Source organism: Pedobacter sp. BS3, assembly GCF_008274585.1.
GTDB lineage: Bacteria > Bacteroidota > Bacteroidia > Sphingobacteriales > Sphingobacteriaceae > Hufsiella_A.
The window spans coordinates 646,154-662,587 of sequence record NZ_VTRT01000003.1 but is presented as its reverse complement, the minus strand read 5'-3'; the positions used below and the strand labels follow the sequence as shown (position 1 = coordinate 662,587).

The 16,434-nt window shown below is 43.8% G+C and carries 12 protein-coding genes; 5 read left to right on the top strand and 7 right to left on the bottom strand.

The genetic code is table 11. The annotated features are described in order from the left end of the window. Positions 1-107 precede the first annotated feature (107 nt). From FW774_RS11715 to FW774_RS11685, 7 genes are all read right to left on the bottom strand, one after another. Positions 108-1,256, bottom strand: coding sequence for a PepSY-associated TM helix domain-containing protein (locus FW774_RS11715; RefSeq protein ID WP_242457803.1), 1,149 nt, complete (start codon positions 1,254-1,256; stop codon positions 108-110). A gap of 69 nt (positions 1,257-1,325) precedes the next feature. Beyond that, on the bottom strand, positions 1,326-2,528 hold the full coding sequence (locus FW774_RS11710) for a hypothetical protein (protein WP_149348351.1): 1,203 nt from the start codon (positions 2,526-2,528) through the stop codon (positions 1,326-1,328). A gap of 28 nt (positions 2,529-2,556) precedes the next feature. Continuing rightward, positions 2,557-4,944, bottom strand: a complete 2,388-nt coding sequence (locus FW774_RS11705) for a TonB-dependent receptor (protein WP_149348350.1) — start codon at positions 4,942-4,944, stop codon at positions 2,557-2,559. A 149-nt stretch (positions 4,945-5,093) separates the two neighbouring features. Continuing rightward, complete coding sequence (locus tag FW774_RS11700; protein ID WP_149348349.1) at positions 5,094-6,317, bottom strand: hypothetical protein; 1,224 nt, start codon at positions 6,315-6,317, stop codon at positions 5,094-5,096. Positions 6,318-6,336: 19 nt separating this feature from the next. Continuing rightward, entirely contained in the window at positions 6,337-6,987 is a 651-nt protein-coding gene (locus tag FW774_RS11695) for a hypothetical protein (RefSeq protein WP_149348348.1), read from the bottom strand. A gap of 67 nt (positions 6,988-7,054) precedes the next feature. Next, the gene (locus FW774_RS11690) at positions 7,055-7,585 is read right to left on the bottom strand and encodes an RNA polymerase sigma-70 factor (RefSeq protein WP_149348347.1); all 531 of its coding nucleotides are present in this window, start codon (positions 7,583-7,585) and stop codon (positions 7,055-7,057) included. Positions 7,586-7,796: 211 nt separating this feature from the next. Further along, positions 7,797-8,987 carry a sodium:proton antiporter gene (locus FW774_RS11685; protein WP_149348346.1) on the bottom strand — a complete coding sequence of 397 codons (1,191 nt, stop codon included), beginning with the start codon at positions 8,985-8,987 and terminating at the stop codon, positions 7,797-7,799. Positions 8,988-9,476: 489 nt separating this feature from the next. Between FW774_RS11685 and rhaT the strand changes: the two genes are divergently transcribed. The 5 genes from rhaT (at position 9,477) to FW774_RS11660 (ending at position 16,432) form a co-directional block, all read left to right on the top strand. Next, positions 9,477-10,529, top strand: a complete 1,053-nt coding sequence (rhaT, locus tag FW774_RS11680) for an L-rhamnose/proton symporter RhaT (RefSeq protein ID WP_149348345.1) — start codon at positions 9,477-9,479, stop codon at positions 10,527-10,529. Positions 10,530-10,681: 152 nt separating this feature from the next. Continuing rightward, a complete protein-coding gene (locus FW774_RS11675; protein ID WP_149348344.1) occupies positions 10,682-12,802 on the top strand; it encodes a bifunctional aldolase/short-chain dehydrogenase in 2,121 nt (706 codons plus the stop codon). Positions 12,803-12,916: 114 nt separating this feature from the next. Further along, on the top strand, positions 12,917-14,191 hold the full coding sequence (locus FW774_RS11670) for a sugar isomerase (protein WP_149348343.1): 1,275 nt from the start codon (positions 12,917-12,919) through the stop codon (positions 14,189-14,191). A gap of 118 nt (positions 14,192-14,309) precedes the next feature. Next, positions 14,310-15,701, top strand: coding sequence for an FGGY-family carbohydrate kinase (locus FW774_RS11665; protein ID WP_149348342.1), 1,392 nt, complete (start codon positions 14,310-14,312; stop codon positions 15,699-15,701). Beyond that, entirely contained in the window at positions 15,698-16,432 is a 735-nt protein-coding gene (locus FW774_RS11660) for a (Fe-S)-binding protein (RefSeq protein ID WP_149348341.1), read from the top strand. Before FW774_RS11665 ends, FW774_RS11660 begins: the two co-directional genes overlap by 4 nt. Positions 16,433-16,434 lie beyond the last annotated feature (2 nt).

Genomic DNA, 16,434 nt, shown 5'->3' with positions numbered 1-16,434 from the left:
ATAGAGCGAAGCTCCGGCTTCGTTCAGAAACTTTTAAGCCTCCGGCTGATATTAACCAACCAAACAACTAAGACCTTATAAGCAAACGAAAGCGGAGAAAACACAATTTAGAGATATGCGTTTGATAAAGCGAGTTTCCGGTTCAGCTTTTTGCTTCTTGTTTTCGGTTTTTTTCTTCTGCCCCACCATATATAAAAACCGGTAAGGGGTAAGCTGGCGCAAACTAAACTTGCGAAGAAAAACAGGATTTTGGTAAACAAGCCACCAAAAGCGCCAACGTGAAAAGTATAGTTAGAACGTCTTAAGTAAGATGCAAGATCTTCTTCTTTCATTTTTTTCTGGGTAGATGCTACCGGCTGTAATGTGTGTTGATCCAGATTTACGTAGCGCCAGGTGCCGTTGTGCATATCTACGCACAGCGAAATTACATCCGACGCTTTTTTAGGGAAAGATAAAATGATGGCGTCTTTGTTATATTCCCCGATTTCTGTGATCCCTTTTTTCCAGGCGGCATCCACCTGCGACAGGGGTACCACCGAGGGGTTAACCGTGGTATCAGATTTAGATATGATACGCTCTTTTACGGTGCCTCCGGTAGCCACAAAGAAAGCGTTAGAGAACCATGGAAAGCTCATGATCAAACCTGTTAAAGCAAAAACCAGCGAGATGATAATGGTATAAAAACCAAGTACATTATGGAGGTCATAATTCAGGCGCTTAAATTTTGCACCCCATTTTATCTTAAAACTGCTGTTTATATATTTTTTATTCCATTGTTTGGGCCACCATAAAATAAGTCCGGTTATCAAAAGGACAAAGAATACAAATGTTCCCCAACCTACAATTGGCTCTCCAATAGCTTCGGGAAGCCACAGGTGAAAATGCCCATCTTCTATAAAGTGAAAAAAATCTTCGTGATGTACAACTGCGACGATCTCGGCAGTGTAAGGGTTGATATAAACCAGTGAATCATGACCAAGGTTGAAATGTGCTGTTCTTTCTTTTCCATGATACCACATTGAAGAAAGTTCTTTGCCGGGAAAATGCTTCTGTACTTTCTTATAAAGTACGGATGGCGGCAGGTAAGTGTCATCGGCTGGCTTTGCTACATGCAGCCAGGGCTCACTGATGCTCCTGATCTCCTGCTCGAAAACCAATATACAACCGGTGATACCCAGAATAAATACGATAATTCCGGAAAACAATCCTAACCAAAGATGGAGCCAGGCGTTTATTTTTTTTAGAAGTATGAACAAAACAGGAATTTTAAAACTATAAAGGGGCTGTAGACGAATGGTACAGCCCCTTATTGTTAATACATAATATTACTTAATTCTGTATATCCTGGCAACATTGTCTACACCTTCCAGCTTCAAACCTTTGGTTACGGTTGAAGTTGCAGGGTTGTATTCATATACATAATAACCGTCGCCTGCGTTGGTAGCAATGTAAGCTTTACCGTCATCTACCAGCACGTTCCATTGGTATGCGCCATTTCTGCTGACCGGTATATTAATGCGTGTTTTGCTTTTGTTAATAAAATCCACTGCATAGTAGCTGGCAGCATTTACAGCACTGTAATCGTCGTAAGAGGTGATCAGGGTTTTATCCAGTATTTTAACAATCGCTTTTCCATTGCCAAGATCATATAAACCAATGGTTTCTTCTTTATTCGGATCGGTAAGCTCGTAGAAATAGCTGTCGTCTATTTGTGAGCTACCGTTTAACACCCTGTAAATGCCATTAGGGCTGCCGATGTTGCCAACTGCCCAGAAAGTAGGCGAAGTGATGAAATAAGCCGAGCCATTGTATACCAAATTACTTTGTGTGTATAAACCATAAGGACTTGGATAATTAAACCGGTCATCGCTGTCTATAGTAACGTTGGTTACATTAGGGTAATCCATAGAGGCAACATAAGCTTTATCTGGCAGGTCATTATTGGCTTTTACCAGTTTCATATAAGTGATATAGAGCTTACTACCTACAAATACGGCATTGCATCCCCAGTAGGAATCTCCTGTAACAGCCGGTGCCGGAATATTAATTTCGCCGCTTCTGGTAATGCTCATGCTTTCTACATTGAGCTCCGCATATTCAAACCTGTTGTTATTGAGATTAAGCATTACCAGTGTTTTGCTGTCTTTCCAGGCAAAGAAACCAGACCAGCCTGCCATTTGTATTTGTGTAAAAGGGGTTTCTTTAACTATGGTATTGGTTTTATTATTGGAGGTAAACTTAACCAGGCTTGTTGAATTGTAATCTATTGCATAGTAATAGCCATCTCTGGAAGTAAATACAGACAGTGTTGTGGCAACACCATTGTTAACAGTAGTTAGTGTTCCTTCGGTTAGGGAACCGGTTTGTACCACATAAGTGGTGGCAGGTGTGCCGGTGGTGACCAGGAAACCATACGTTTTTTCTGTCGGAGCTTCATCTGTTGGATCAGATTTATCTTTTTTACATGCTGTAAAGCCAAATAAAACGGCGGCAAATGCAATGATCAGGGTTTTGTTTTTTAAGAACATGATATTGGGGTTTTATTGAATTGAAAATTTATTTAATAAAATATCTTAGTTTGAAGAATACAGACCTTCCTGGTTTTTGTAATCTGAAATTATCATAGGCCAACTCATTAGTTATGTTGAAAGATTCTATAGAGATATTGTATCTGCCATTCTTTAAAGAATAGGACAATGAGACATTATGTATGAGTTGCGTAGGAATTTTGTTCTTTGATTCGCGGCTGCCTAAGCTCTCCCATGAAATGTAAAACCAGTGTATGTAGTTTACCGAGTAGTTCAGCTGCAACCGGGTATTTTTTCCTATCAGGTTGTCTTGCCCTAAACCCAAACTGGCATTACCGAAGAACCAGGGCTGGTTAGGTATGCGATCTCCGTACACAGGATCTTCCATTCCTGTAAGTGGATTTATTTTCCGGTTATTGATGGCGTTTTGGTAGCTTGCATTCACTGTGAAGTCAAGCAGCTTGTTGTACCTGTAACCCAGCTCGCCCTCAAGCCCTGTTACACGGGCTATCCCTACATTGGAATACGTAGAAAATCTACCTCCCGGCGTGGAGAATATCAGGTTTTTAACATTTCTGTAAAAAGCGCCGCCTTCTGCCGAAAACTTATGTTTGCCCAATGGCAGGCTGTAATACGCACCCAAATTGATATTGTCGCTTTCTTCCGGCTGCAGCTTTATGTTAGCGGCTACACTGATGCCGTCGCCAAAAAACTCCTCCTGTTCCTGTAGCCGGTAGGCATGTTCAGCAGAAAATTTCACTCCGGCATTTTCCGTAAGCTTATATCTCGATGCCAGCCCATAACCCCAATAGCCTTTATGGCTGGTGGTATCCCTTCTCCGGTAAGGGTCTTGCTGGGTAACAAAAACAACTTCTCTTGCCAGTATATTGAGCCCGAAGTATTTTGCGAAAAGCGTATTGGTGAACCTGTTGTTAAATGAATTGTGCTGATAGGCCAGACCCGCCACGTTTTTGGTGAAGTAATTAGGCCGGTAAAAAGGATTTTGTTCTTCCCGGCGCAGCTCTTCTTTTGATGACCTTGCCAAACGGTTGAAGGTGTAGCTCAGGTTCAGATTCTGGTTGTCGTTAATTTTATAGGTAAAATTAGCTCTGACAATTGCCGCAATATTTTTCCAGTGGGTAAGCGTTTTAACATCCCTCAATTCGCCGGCAATAGTTTCAGATCGGATGATCCCTCCCCAGCCATAAACATAAGAAGACGTATCAACAACATCAGAACGGTCTATAGACAAGTTTGCCGCGATGTTTGCGGAAAGCCCTTTAAGTATAAAGTCATTCTTTTTATACTTTAGCGAAGACATGTAAAAATTCCCTTTCTGATATGCCGCTCCATAAACATTGTTCTGGCTGGCCCCGGTTTGCAGTTCTTTATAGAGATTAGAATAAACAAAGCCAAGACTGATCTTATCCGCCCAGGATCTGTTGTTGAGCCCGGCCTCGACCTGCCCCATAGAAGAACGGTAAGCATCGTGAAAACGGCGTACGTCTTTATATACAAATTCATTGTTTTCAATTACTTTGATCTCGGCATCGTTTTTCGGATTATTACGCATTAAATAATTATTGTCTGAATAGTTATGGAAACCACTGAAACTGAAAATAAGGCCGGTTTTATCGTCTGTTAGCCTGCCAGATAGCGCAGCCCTGCTGGTATTGAACGAACCGTAGCTAAAGCTGGCATCAAGAAATTTTTTAGTGTGCTGGTCGGTAATAACATTAACCGCTCCGCCAAGCGCATCAGAGCCCAATTCTATAGGAACCACACCTTTATATACTTCGATGCGTTCGGCAAGGTTAACCGGAATATTATTAAGTGACATACCGCCGCCGAAATCATCCATAGGGATGCCGTCTAAAAAGAAACGAACCTGTTTCCCCGAAAGCCCATTGATAGAGAAATTGAAGTTAGAGCCCAAACCTCCCTGTTCGCGAATGTGTACGCCCGTGCTTTTGTTAAGGATCTGGTTCAGATCGGCAGTAGTATTGGCAAACTTCCAGGTATCGATAGCGTTTACGGCAAAAGCCGATTCCTTTATAGTTTGCGTAGTGGTTTTCCCTGTAACGTTAATATTGTTAAGTAATTGAGATGTATTGGTAAGTACGATGTTTAGGTGTTGCTTCTCGTTATTCCTGATAGTAACCTGCCTGTTTTGCGTTTGGTATCCTACTATGGATATTACCATAACATGCGTGCCGGTAGCGACGTTGTTTAGCTCAAAATATCCCTTATTATCAGTTGTAGTTCCTGTTTTGGTTCCCTTAATAATTACTGAAGCGCCGCTAACAGGGCCAATGCTGTCTGTTACGAAGCCCGAAATGCGGGCATGTTGTTGTGCGTTAGCCGATACTACCAGGATGATAAAAATAAAAGATAATAGTGTTGTAAACCGGAACATTAAGTTGTACTTTTTTTAGGCATAGTAGCACAACTCGCCTTTTTCCGAAGGTCGGAAATGAAAAATTTAAAATAAGTCTAAATTAATATAGTAAACCTGTCTCAACGGACATAGAAGCGGATATGTGGAAATAAAAAGTTTAAACAAGTTTATTGTAACCGGTCCAAACGGACAATAAAAGCGGATACGCCGCCCAATTGCAGGCCCCTGGTAAGCTGTTCTGTTTTGAGATTATACTTCCAGATGTAGTTCCCGTCGGTAGGGGAGTTCACCGCGATGTACACGTTATCGCCTTTTACCAGTATGCACTCTTTGCGGGTTCCTTTATCTAAAGGCAGATCCAGTTTTTTAATTACTTTCTGATGGATAATATCCAATACGTAAAACTCAAAATGCGGGGTGCTCCAATGGTCGGACAGTCCTTTATACAGATCCTTCCGTTCTGAACGAACAATAGCCTTCCCGTGCCCGATATACCATAAACCATAGGCATGGTTGTGGATAACTGATGAAGAAAGATTGAAAAAATAATCCGGGTCAACGATGGAGCTGTTCGCCTTGATCCTGAAAACAGCGGTTGGTAAGTCGGGACGGTTGCCCATAGCAATACCAGGGCAAGACATGAAGTAGAAATCGCCATGCTCATCCGTAAACTCATTATGCTGTACATTATTAATACCTCCCGGATAGGTTGAGCGCCATTCTTTTTGGAGGCCGATGCTTTTCATTTCAGGATAAACCAACCGGGAAACATACATGGTATCGCTGGAGGTGTAGCTGGCCCCTTGTATTGGCGGATGAAACGTATAGCCAACAAAAAGCGTATCCTTTCTTTTTTCTACAAATCCGATAGAGGTTGAAACAAATTTTCCTGTTGGCTTTTCTATATCCAGTAATCCATTAGCCAGTACCTGCATGTTTTTAGTATCAATGAGGTAATATTTTGCCGTGTCTGATGAATAGTTTAAACCGCTCAGCAGCAGAGAGTCCCGGCCGAACCACAAAAAATTTTCCAGGCTGAAATTATGCAGCTGTAAATGGCCGATCGGGAAAAGCTTGCGGTCTTTCAATGCGTACCGGGTTAAAATATCCGACTTGCGCTGTAACGAATAGTAATAGCCATTTTTTACAATAATATTTCTGGAAATAGTATCCGGCAAAGCTTCGGTTACCTCTTCGGGCTTGATCAGGCCGCTATCCAGATCATCTGTAGTTACGATATATTCCCTCGCATCCATATCCATAAGATGAAGGCTGTATTTTTGAGGTTTATCCGCACGTGAAGATGGATTTTTGCAGGCCGCAAAAAGCAGGATACCCAACAATAAAACAAAAACAACGGTGCTTAACTGCCAGGCAATGGTTCTTTTCATTGAAAAATAGCGGGGATAATTAGATGTCAAATTCCTGGATAAGCTTTTTTTGGATAACCGGAGACAAGTTGATCAGGTTTTTTTCGTTCACCACAATCAAGCTGTGGTTCCCCGATTTGCTGTTAATAATAATATAAGTTTGTCCTTTTTTTAAGTGCACTTTGCTGTTGGAGTCATCAAACTTTAGCTCGATATCTTTTTTTGGGGAAATCAGGATACTACCTGCTAAATCTATTACACCGTTATGCTCGTTAATTTCTGCCGAGGTTTCGGTGCCAATGGTCAGGCTGTATGACCTGGAATTAATGTGGTTTACCTTTAACGCGGATGTATTGCGAAACACCATAAAGCCCGCAGGTTTTTCACTGTTACGGTTGAAATAATATATTGCCGAGCCCAAAAGCGCAATAAACAATGTTGCCGCTACAGCCCCTTTCCACACATAATAAGCAGCAGGTTTTAAAAGTTGTTCAGTTGAAATTGCTTTAGGAGGCAAAACGGAAGCTACATCTTTCCAAATGGCATCTTTTATTACATCCTTATCTTTTTCGGTATGAAATGCTAACGCATCAACCTCGCTGTTCAGCAACCAATCTTCAACCGCTATACGCTCTGATGGCGTACATTGGTTGTTATGATATTTTCTCAGCAGATCGGCGTTTACTTTCATCAGGCTAATTTACGATACTTTTAAAGAGTAGTAGCATGAGTATCCAATTTCCGTAAGTGCTTATTATTTATTTATTGAAAACAGCCAGTTTCTGTTTCAGCATACCCATAGCCTTTGTAATGTGGTATTCTACCGCCCTTTCAGAGATCAACAATTTTTCAGCGATCTCTTTATTGCTTAAACCTTCCTCCCGGCTCATTCTATAAACGCGTTTACATTGGCAGGGCAGGGTATCTACCAGCAAATTAACGTTATCTTTTAAATCGTTGAACAGCACCTGCTCTTCTGTACAATTGCTGGAATTTACACATCCCTGGTAATTAAATTCATCAATTCTTTGCCTGGTGGTTTTGTTCCTGATAAATTCAAACGTTTTGAGCTTGGCAGAGCGGATGAGGTAATTTGCCACATTCTCCAGCGCTAATTCTTCACGGCGTTCCCACAGGGATTTGAAGATGTCTTGTACCATTTCTTTGGCAACTTCAACATCACGGATGTTATTGTAACAAACAGCATAAACTTTTTCCCAATAGCAGTTGTAAACATCCTCAAATGTTTTCCGGTTTATAGATACAATACTGCCCGTTGCTGTTAACAATTTTTAAAAGTTTCGGCAAATATAAGTTTATTTGGACTGATTATAAATAGAAAATGATTGTATATGAAATCAGCCATTTGCACCTCCTGAAAGGTAAGCGCTACTCACAAAAATGACAGAGCGAAGCTCCAGCTTCGTTCAGAAACTTTTAAGCCTCCGGCTACTAATAACAAACTAATCACTAATCACTAATCAACCAAACAACTAACAACTAACCAACTACTTCCTCTTGTACAGCAACAGCCTTTTTCGCCATCATCGAACCGATCATCATCACAAGGGCCGTCATAATGATGATCTGTATCAGCAGCGAGCGGTCTATCAGCGGAACACGTAAATTGGGGCTTACCGAAAGAAAAAGCAGAATAGTAATTAATCCGCGGGGAGCCACAAAAACCAACGGGTTCAGCTTTATGCCCGATAGTTTCAGGACAATTATCCGCAGCACATAAATGCTGGCAGTAATGCTTACAGACCATATCAGCGTGGAGGTGCTGATCAGTTCGCGGGTTTCAATAACATAGCCAAACAGCAGGAAAAACAACGCCCGCACCAAAAAGGTAGCTTCGATGGTTATCTCCTTAAACTTATGAATTTCGCGGCGCAGCAATCGCGGATTCAGCTTTTGTATCCAGTGAATGTGCCTGATACGATTCAGGTTGTTCAGAAACAATCCCAGCACCAGGATAAATACCAGCGATGGCAGGTTAAATATCTTTGAAACCTCGTGAATCAATATCACCAGCGATATGATAGGCACAAATTTAATGTGATGATCTATGCGGCTAAGTAAAAAAGAAAGTGCACCCGTAGCAACAAACGAAACCACGATAATTACACAGAGTTGCAGGAAGAACGAGCCAAAAGCCATAGCGCCGAAGTTGGTATGCAATACCACGAAATTGAAAAATATCACCCCGATAATATCCGATATGCTGCTCTCGTAAACAACAAACTCCCGGTCGGCAGGAGCGTAATTTCTTACGCTGGGTATGGCTATTGAACTGCTGATGATACATAGGGGTATGGCACTGGCCAGGCAGGATTTAAAATCATAACCACTGGCATAATGTAATGCAAAAGCCAGCCCGAAGGCCATGATCATTATCGGGATACAAGCTACAATAACCGATTTTCCGATCAGCGGGAGCTTGCCCTTATCCAGTTCCAGCTCTAATGAACCTTCCAGAACGATCAGCACAAGTCCGATAGTGCCCAGAATAGGTAAAACCCCCTGAAGATCGGGCAGGTTAACATCAAATAAAATACAAAGCTGTTTCACCAGGTACCCTAAGGCCAGCAATAAAATTACCGATGGAATTTTGGTTTTTGATGATGTAAAGTCAAATATATATGCTAATAAAACAAGTGCACAAAGTGTCAGAATAATGCCTACGGTCATAAGTTGAAAAATTAAGTGCCTTGTTAATAAGCACAATTACTACGCTTCTTACTAACAAAAATATTCCAATTTATCAGAACTGGAAATTTCAAATCTTACTTGCAATGGCAAACGCATCAAAAATTTAGGCCCCAACTTGCCCGGTTACCGGCGGATAGAAACATCGTTTTTATATACAGCTATACCAACACAATAGGGCCTTCGGCATAGTATAGATGTGATTTTAATTTATTTGTCTCAATAAGGATAGTAGATGCGCTGGCCCTGTCTTACTTTTAAAAAGCACGCTTTTGTAAAAATTAGTTTACATAAGCAATCCCGATAGGGCAAAGCTCCAGCTTCGTTCGCCCGATAGAGCGAAGCTCCAGCTTCGTTCTCCTACTTTTAAGCCTCCGGCTAATACTAACAACTAACAACTAACCATGACAGTACATGACAGCCGGATGCAAGCAGTTATCTATTTTTGCCCCATTAAAACCAATTAAACGTATGCAGGTAATTTTAGGTGTTATTTTTCACTTTATCGGTGGGTTTGCCTCCGGAAGCTTTTACATACCTTACAAAAAGGTAAAAGGATGGGCCTGGGAAAGCTACTGGATTGTTGGCGGCCTTTTCTCCTGGCTGATCGTTCCACCATTGGCGGCCTGGCTCACCATTCCCGGTTTTGCCGATCTTATTCGTCAAACCAGCGCCTCTGTATTAGGATGGACTTATTTTATGGGCGTGCTCTGGGGTATTGGAGGACTAACTTATGGCCTTGGTGTCAGGTATTTGGGCGTTTCGCTCGGCAGTTCTATTATTCTCGGTTTATGCTCTGTTTTTGGAGCGCTGATACCGTCTGTTTATTACGATATCTATCCCCAGCCGGGAAAAGATACCATTACCATGATAGTAAACAGCCATTGGGGACAAATGGTGCTGCTGGGTGTTGCCGTGTGCATACTCGGCATTATTATTTGCGGTAAGGCCGGCATGATGAAAGAAAAAGACCTGGCAAAAGACACCGGCGAAGCCAACAAAGACTATGACATTGTTAAAGGATTAGTAGTAGCTATTGTTTCCGGTGTGCTGAGCGCCTGTTTTAATTTCGGTATCGAGGCAGGCAAACCCATGTCAGAATTGGCCGTAAAAAGCGGTATCAATCCCCTGTTTCAAAGCAATGTGATCTATGTGGTGCTGCTTTGGGGCGGCTTGACCACCAACTTTATCTGGTGTATGATACTTAATGCCAGCAACAAAACCTTTGGCGATTATACCAATAAGCAAACTCCGCTGCTGCGTAATTATATTTTTTCGGCGCTGGCCGGAACAACCTGGTTCCTGCAATTCTTTTTCTATGGCATGGGCGAAAGTAAACTGGGCAACGGCGCCAGCTCGTGGATATTGCACATGGCCTTTATCATCCTGATAGCCAATGTATGGGGATTGGTGTTAAAGGAATGGAGCGGTGTACGCAAAAAAACATATTTAACCGTAGTAGCAGGTATACTGGTTATCATTTTATCGGTAATACTGGTAGGTTATGGAAACTCAATTAAATAATACCATTGTGATTTACGATTTACGAATGACGATTGACGAACAGCGAAGAAGCTAGTACTGGTTTTTGAGTTTTAATTACAAACAGTTAGGCTGTCACTTTGCTCAACTTTTAACCTTTAATTTTTGACTTTTAACTTTTTACTTTATACAAGATGTCTGTTGAAACCACACGATTTAAGCATGTAAGCTATTTATGGGACGAGGCCGAAGCCGCTAAGCTTGCCGGCGATGAGGTTGCCCTGCTGATATACCGGTCTAACCTGTTAGGCGCCGATTTACGCCTGACCAACTATGGCGGAGGAAATACCTCCTGTAAGGCGATGGCGAAAGATCCCCTTACGGAAGAAGAAACCGAAGTAATGTGGATTAAAGGTTCCGGTGGCGATATCGGTACGTTAACCCGCAGCGGTTTGGCTGCATTGTATGTTGACCGCTTGCGCAGTCTTCAAAACGTTTATCGCGGAATAGCGTATGAGGATGAAATGGTCGAGCTGTTTAATCATTGTATTTACGATCTGGCATCCAAAGCACCGTCTATCGATACGCCGCTGCACGGATTTTTGCCGTTTAAGCATATCGATCACCTGCATCCCGATGCCGCTATTGCCATTGCTGCAGCTAAAGACGGCAAAAAAATTACGCAGGAATTGTTTAACGGTAAAATTGGCTGGGTAGAATGGCAGCGTCCCGGTTTTGACCTGGGGCTGAAGCTGAAACAATGTCTCGATGAAAATCCCGGAATACGGGGCATCATGCTTGGTTCGCACGGTTTATTTACCTGGGGCGATACCGCTTACGAAAGCTATGTAAACACGCTGGAAGTAATAGAAACCTGCGCCGAATACCTGGAACAAAACTATGGCAAGAAAGGTCCGGTATTTGGCGGGCAGAAAATCCAAAGTCTCGCAGAAGCCGATCGTAAAAAGCAGGCTGCCGCATTGGCCCCGGTTCTCCGCGGTTTTTGTTCCAGCGAGCGCCACATGATCGGGCATTTTACAGACGATAGCCGGGTGCTTGAATTTATCAATTCAAACGATCTCGGCCGCTTAGCGCCTATGGGTACAAGCTGTCCCGACCATTTTCTGCGTACAAAGATCAGTCCGCTGGTGCTTGATCTAAAACCTGATGAAGATTTATCGGATGTTAAAGCCCTGAAAGAGCGTTTGCAGCCCGCTTTTGATGCTTATCGCAAGATGTACAGCGATTATTACGAAACCTGCAAGCATCCCAACAGTCCGGCCATCCGCGACCGTAACCCGGTCATCATCTTGTATCCGGGAGTAGGCATGTTCTCCTTCTCAAAAGACAAGCAAACCGCACGGGTGGCTGCCGAATTTTATACCAATGCCATCAACGTAATGAAAGGCGCCGAAGCGGTGTCCGAGTATACCTCGCTACCCCGCCAGGAAGCGTTTGATATAGAATACTGGCTGCTTGAAGAAGCCAAATTGCAGCGCATGCCAAAGCCCAAAGCCCTTTCGGGGAAAATTGCGCTGGTAACCGGCAGCGCCGGCGGAATCGGCAAGGCCATCGCTAAAAAATTTGCCCAGGAAGGCGCCTGTGTAATTATTAACGATATTAACCAGGAGCGTTTAGATACGGCCATCGAAGAGTTTAAAAAACAGTTCGGGAAAGATACGGCCGCCGCTGTAATACTGGATGTAACCAACGAAGCCACCATTCGGCAGGCATTTGCCGACGCGGCGCTTGCTTTTGGCGGAATTGATATTATTGTCAATAATGCCGGTATCAGCATTTCCAAACCCATCACCGACCATACTACTGCCGATTGGGATAAGCTGTACGATATCCTGGTGAAAGGTCAGTTCATGGTGTCGAAGGCAGGAGTAGAAGTATTGCGCAAGCAGGAGCTCGGTGGTGATATTGTCAACATCGTTTCCAAAAACTCCATCGTTGCCGGGCCGAATAATGCCGGGTATGGTTCCGCGAAAGCGGCTCAGGCACATTTGTCGCGTTTGCTGGCAGCCGAGCTGGGTAGCGATAAAATACGGGTAAATACCGTTAATCCGGATGCGGTTATTGCCGATTCAAACATCTGGGCCGGTGGCTGGGCCGAAGGCCGTGCCAAAGCCTACGGCATTACCGTTGAAGAGTTGCCCGCATACTATGCCAAACGTACCTTGCTGAACGAGATCATCCTGCCGGAAGATATAGCTAACGCATGTTTCGCGTTGACAGGAGGTTTGCTCAATAAATCTACCGGTAATATTATCAACGTGGATGGCGGCGTAGCCATGGCGTTTACGCGATAAGAACAGGAATTAGTAGTTTAGATACTTATAACGTAAAACCTATAACGTACAACTTAAAAATAGTATTTAGTCAGGCACTTATAACGTATAACCTACAACTTATAACTTTAAGATATGCAAGTAGAAAAATATCAGATAGATCAGCACAATAGCGGGCTGCAATCAAAGCACGAACAGCGTTTATCGTTTATACGTTCAGAAGTGGCCAATGCCGAAGAAATTATCAGCAAACTGGTTAAGTTCCAGATAGCTATACCCAGCTGGGCATTAGGAACCGGCGGAACCCGTTTCGGGCGTTTTTCGGGTGGGGGAGAGCCCCGTAACCTGGAAGAAAAGATAGAAGATATCGGCTTGCTTCACAGGCTGAACCGTTCAAGCGGAGCCATATCGCTGCATATTCCCTGGGATATTCCCAAAGACGCTTCGGCCATCAAGGCGCTGGCCGCACAGCATGAGCTGAAATTTGATGCCATGAACTCCAACACGTTCCAGGATCAGCCCGGGCAGGCGTTGAGCTATAAATTCGGCTCCATGCAGCATGTGGATAAGGCGGTTCGTAAACAAGCCGTCGAGCATAATATCGAGGTAATAAAACATGGTATCGAGTTAGGGTCAGAATCATTAACCGTTTGGCTGGCCGATGGCTCCTGTTTCCCCGGACAACTGAATTTCCGTAAAGCGTTTCAGAACACCCTCGAAAGTTTGCAGGAAGTATACGCGGCTCTGCCGGACAACTGGAAAATGTTTGTGGAGTACAAAGCCTTTGAGCCTAACTTTTATTCAACCACGGTTGGTGACTGGGGGCAATCATACCTGTACGCCAGTAAATTAGGCCCAAAAGCTTATACCCTGGTCGATTTGGGGCATCACCTGCCAAACGCCAATATTGAGCAGATTGTGTCGCTGCTGCTGATGGAGGGTAAGCTTGGCGGCTTCCATTTTAACGATTCCAAGTATGGCGATGACGACTTGACAACGGGCAGCATTAAGCCGTATCAGCTATTTTTAATATTTAACGAATTGGTGGAAGGTATGGACGCCCGCGGCATGGATCATGCAACCGGTTTGGGCTGGATGATCGACGCGTCGCATAACGTAAAAGATCCGTTAGAAGATTTGCTGCAATCGGTAGAAGCCATTATGCTGGCTTATACGCAGGCCCTGATGGTAGATCGCAAAGCTCTGGCCGAAGCACAGCAGCAAAACGACGTGGTGCGGGCGCAGGAAATTTTACAGCAGGCTTTCCGTACCGATGCACGTGCTTTGGTTGCCGAAGCCCGTTTGCGTGCAGGCGGAGCCTTAAACCCGGTTCAATTGTTCCGCGAAATTAAAGTAAGGGAAAAGCTCATTAGCGAACGCGGTGCAAAAACCGTTGCCACAGGATTGTGAATAAGATTTTAGATATGAGATATCAGATGTTAGACTGTCTGATGTCTTATATATGTATTTTTAGATGCAGAGTTTATCTCAAATCTTACGTCTCAAATCTCAAATCTAATAATAAAAAATGAAGATTCCGGTTATATCCATATTTGATGTAGGGAAAACCAATAAAAAGCTGTTCCTTTTCGACGAGAATTATAAAATCGTTTACGAAAAGTCGGCCCGCTTTACCGAAACCACCGACGAAGACGGCGATCCCTGCGAAAACCTGGAAAGCCTTCGTCTCTCGGTTTTTGATTCGCTACGAGAAGTATTCCGGCGCAACGAATTTGAGATTAAGGCGATTAACTTTTCCACTTACGGGGCAAGCCTGGTGTATATTGATGAAGATGGAAAGCCGCTTGCGCCCTTGTACAACTACCTGAAAAGCTACCCGGAAGATTTACTGGAACAGTTCTACAACACCTATGGCGGTAAAGAAAAATTTTCGAAAGAAACTGCCTCACCGGTATTAGGAAGCCTTAATTCCGGTATGCAACTGTATCGCATAAAGCATCAGAAACCCGAATTATTTGCGCAGATAAAGTATGCGCTCCATTTGCCGCAATACCTGAGCTACCTGATAACCGGAACGCCTTGTTCGGACATCACCAGCATCGGCTGTCATACTAATTTATGGGATTTTACCCGGAATGATTACCACGATTGGGTAAAGCGGGAAGGTGTTATTGATAAGCTGGCGCCCATTTGTGCGTCGGACGCTGTGATGCCCGCATCCTTTCCCGGAAACAACTATGCGGTTGGTGTCGGTTTGCACGATAGTTCGGCGGCCCTGATACCTTACCTCGTTAATTTCCATGAGCCGTTTGTGCTCATTTCTACCGGAACCTGGTGCATCAGCCTCAACCCGTTTAACGATACCCCTTTAACAGAAGATGAGTTGCATCACGATTGTTTATGTTACATGCAGTACCAGGGAAAGCCGGTAAAAGCCTCGCGATTGTTTGCCGGCTATGAGCATGAACAGCAGGTAAAACGAATTGCGGCTCATTTTAACCAGAATGCGGTGCGTTACCGGAATATGCCGTTTGATCCGGAGATGATCGTCTCGTTGCGGGAAAAAAATGCAAAAATAGCTGATGAAAATGCAAATCGTGGCCCGCTGAAAGAATCTATCTTTGCTACACGCGATTTGGCCGGTTTCGCATCAGATACCGAAGCGTATCATCAACTGATTATGGATTTAATAGAACAGCAATATTATTCCACGCAACTGGTATTAAAAGATACACCGGTTCGGCGCATTTTTGTAGACGGAGGCTTCAGTAAAAACGCCATTTATATGAATTTGCTGGCATCGGCTTTCCCCGAAATGGAAGTTTTTGCCGCTTCTATGGCACAGGCCACCGCCATTGGCACGGCGCTGGCCATACATCGCCACTGGAACAGCAAGCCCCTGCCAAACGATATTATTGAGCTGAAATACTATTCGGTTACTCATAACGCAGCATTATGACCGTTGGCTTATTTATACCCTGCTACGTCGACCAGTTTTATCCTAATGCCGGTATTGCCACGCTGCAACTGCTCGAAAAGCTGGGCGTGAATGTGGTATATCCTGAAAATCAAACCTGCTGCGGTCAGCCGATGGCCAATTCAGGGTACGAACATTTAACCGGCAAATGCGATGAGCTTTTTGTTGATAATTTTTCATCGTTCGATTATATCGTGGCGCCGTCTGGCAGCTGTACATTGCACGTGAAAGAACATTTGCATGCTCACCAATATCCCGAAAAGGCTAAGCACATACGTTCACACATTTATGAGCTGGTCGAGTTTCTCACCGATGTGCTAAAGGTTGATAAGCTACCGGCCAGGTTTCCGCATAAAGTTGGCGTACATCAAAGCTGCCATGGTCAGCGGGGCTTAAAACTTTCGCAGATGACGGAATTAGTCGAACCGTTTTTCTCCAAACCCTTGCAGTTGCTCAATATGGTAGAAGGCATCGAACTGGTACCACTTGACCGTACCGATGAATGCTGCGGCTTTGGCGGAACGTTTTGTGTAGCCGAAGAAGCAGTTTCGGTAAAAATGGGCAAAGACCGCGTTGCCGACCATATCCGGCATGGGGCCGAATACATAACCGGGGCGGATATGTCGTGCCTGATGCACATGGAAGGTATCCTGCGGCGTGAGAAAAGCAACGTGAAAGTGCTGCATATCGCCGAAATTCTGAATGCCGGTTAACA

What these genes read in the sequence shown, in the direction of transcription:
- FW774_RS11675 (WP_149348344.1), top strand. Translation starts at nt 10,682, where the DNA reads ATGTCTGTTGAAACCACACGATTTAAGCATGTAAGCTATTTATGGGAC.
- FW774_RS11665 (WP_149348342.1), top strand. Translation starts at nt 14,310, where the DNA reads ATGAAGATTCCGGTTATATCCATATTTGATGTAGGGAAAACCAATAAA.
- FW774_RS11670 (WP_149348343.1), top strand. Translation starts at nt 12,917, where the DNA reads ATGCAAGTAGAAAAATATCAGATAGATCAGCACAATAGCGGGCTGCAA.
- FW774_RS11710 (WP_149348351.1), bottom strand. Translation starts at nt 2,528, where the DNA reads ATGTTCTTAAAAAACAAAACCCTGATCATTGCATTTGCCGCCGTTTTA.
- rhaT (WP_149348345.1), top strand. Translation starts at nt 9,477, where the DNA reads ATGCAGGTAATTTTAGGTGTTATTTTTCACTTTATCGGTGGGTTTGCC.
- FW774_RS11660 (WP_149348341.1), top strand. Translation starts at nt 15,698, where the DNA reads ATGACCGTTGGCTTATTTATACCCTGCTACGTCGACCAGTTTTATCCT.
- FW774_RS11685 (WP_149348346.1), bottom strand. Translation starts at nt 8,987, where the DNA reads ATGACCGTAGGCATTATTCTGACACTTTGTGCACTTGTTTTATTAGCA.
- FW774_RS11705 (WP_149348350.1), bottom strand. Translation starts at nt 4,944, where the DNA reads ATGTTCCGGTTTACAACACTATTATCTTTTATTTTTATCATCCTGGTA.
- FW774_RS11700 (WP_149348349.1), bottom strand. Translation starts at nt 6,317, where the DNA reads ATGAAAAGAACCATTGCCTGGCAGTTAAGCACCGTTGTTTTTGTTTTA.
- FW774_RS11695 (WP_149348348.1), bottom strand. Translation starts at nt 6,987, where the DNA reads ATGAAAGTAAACGCCGATCTGCTGAGAAAATATCATAACAACCAATGT.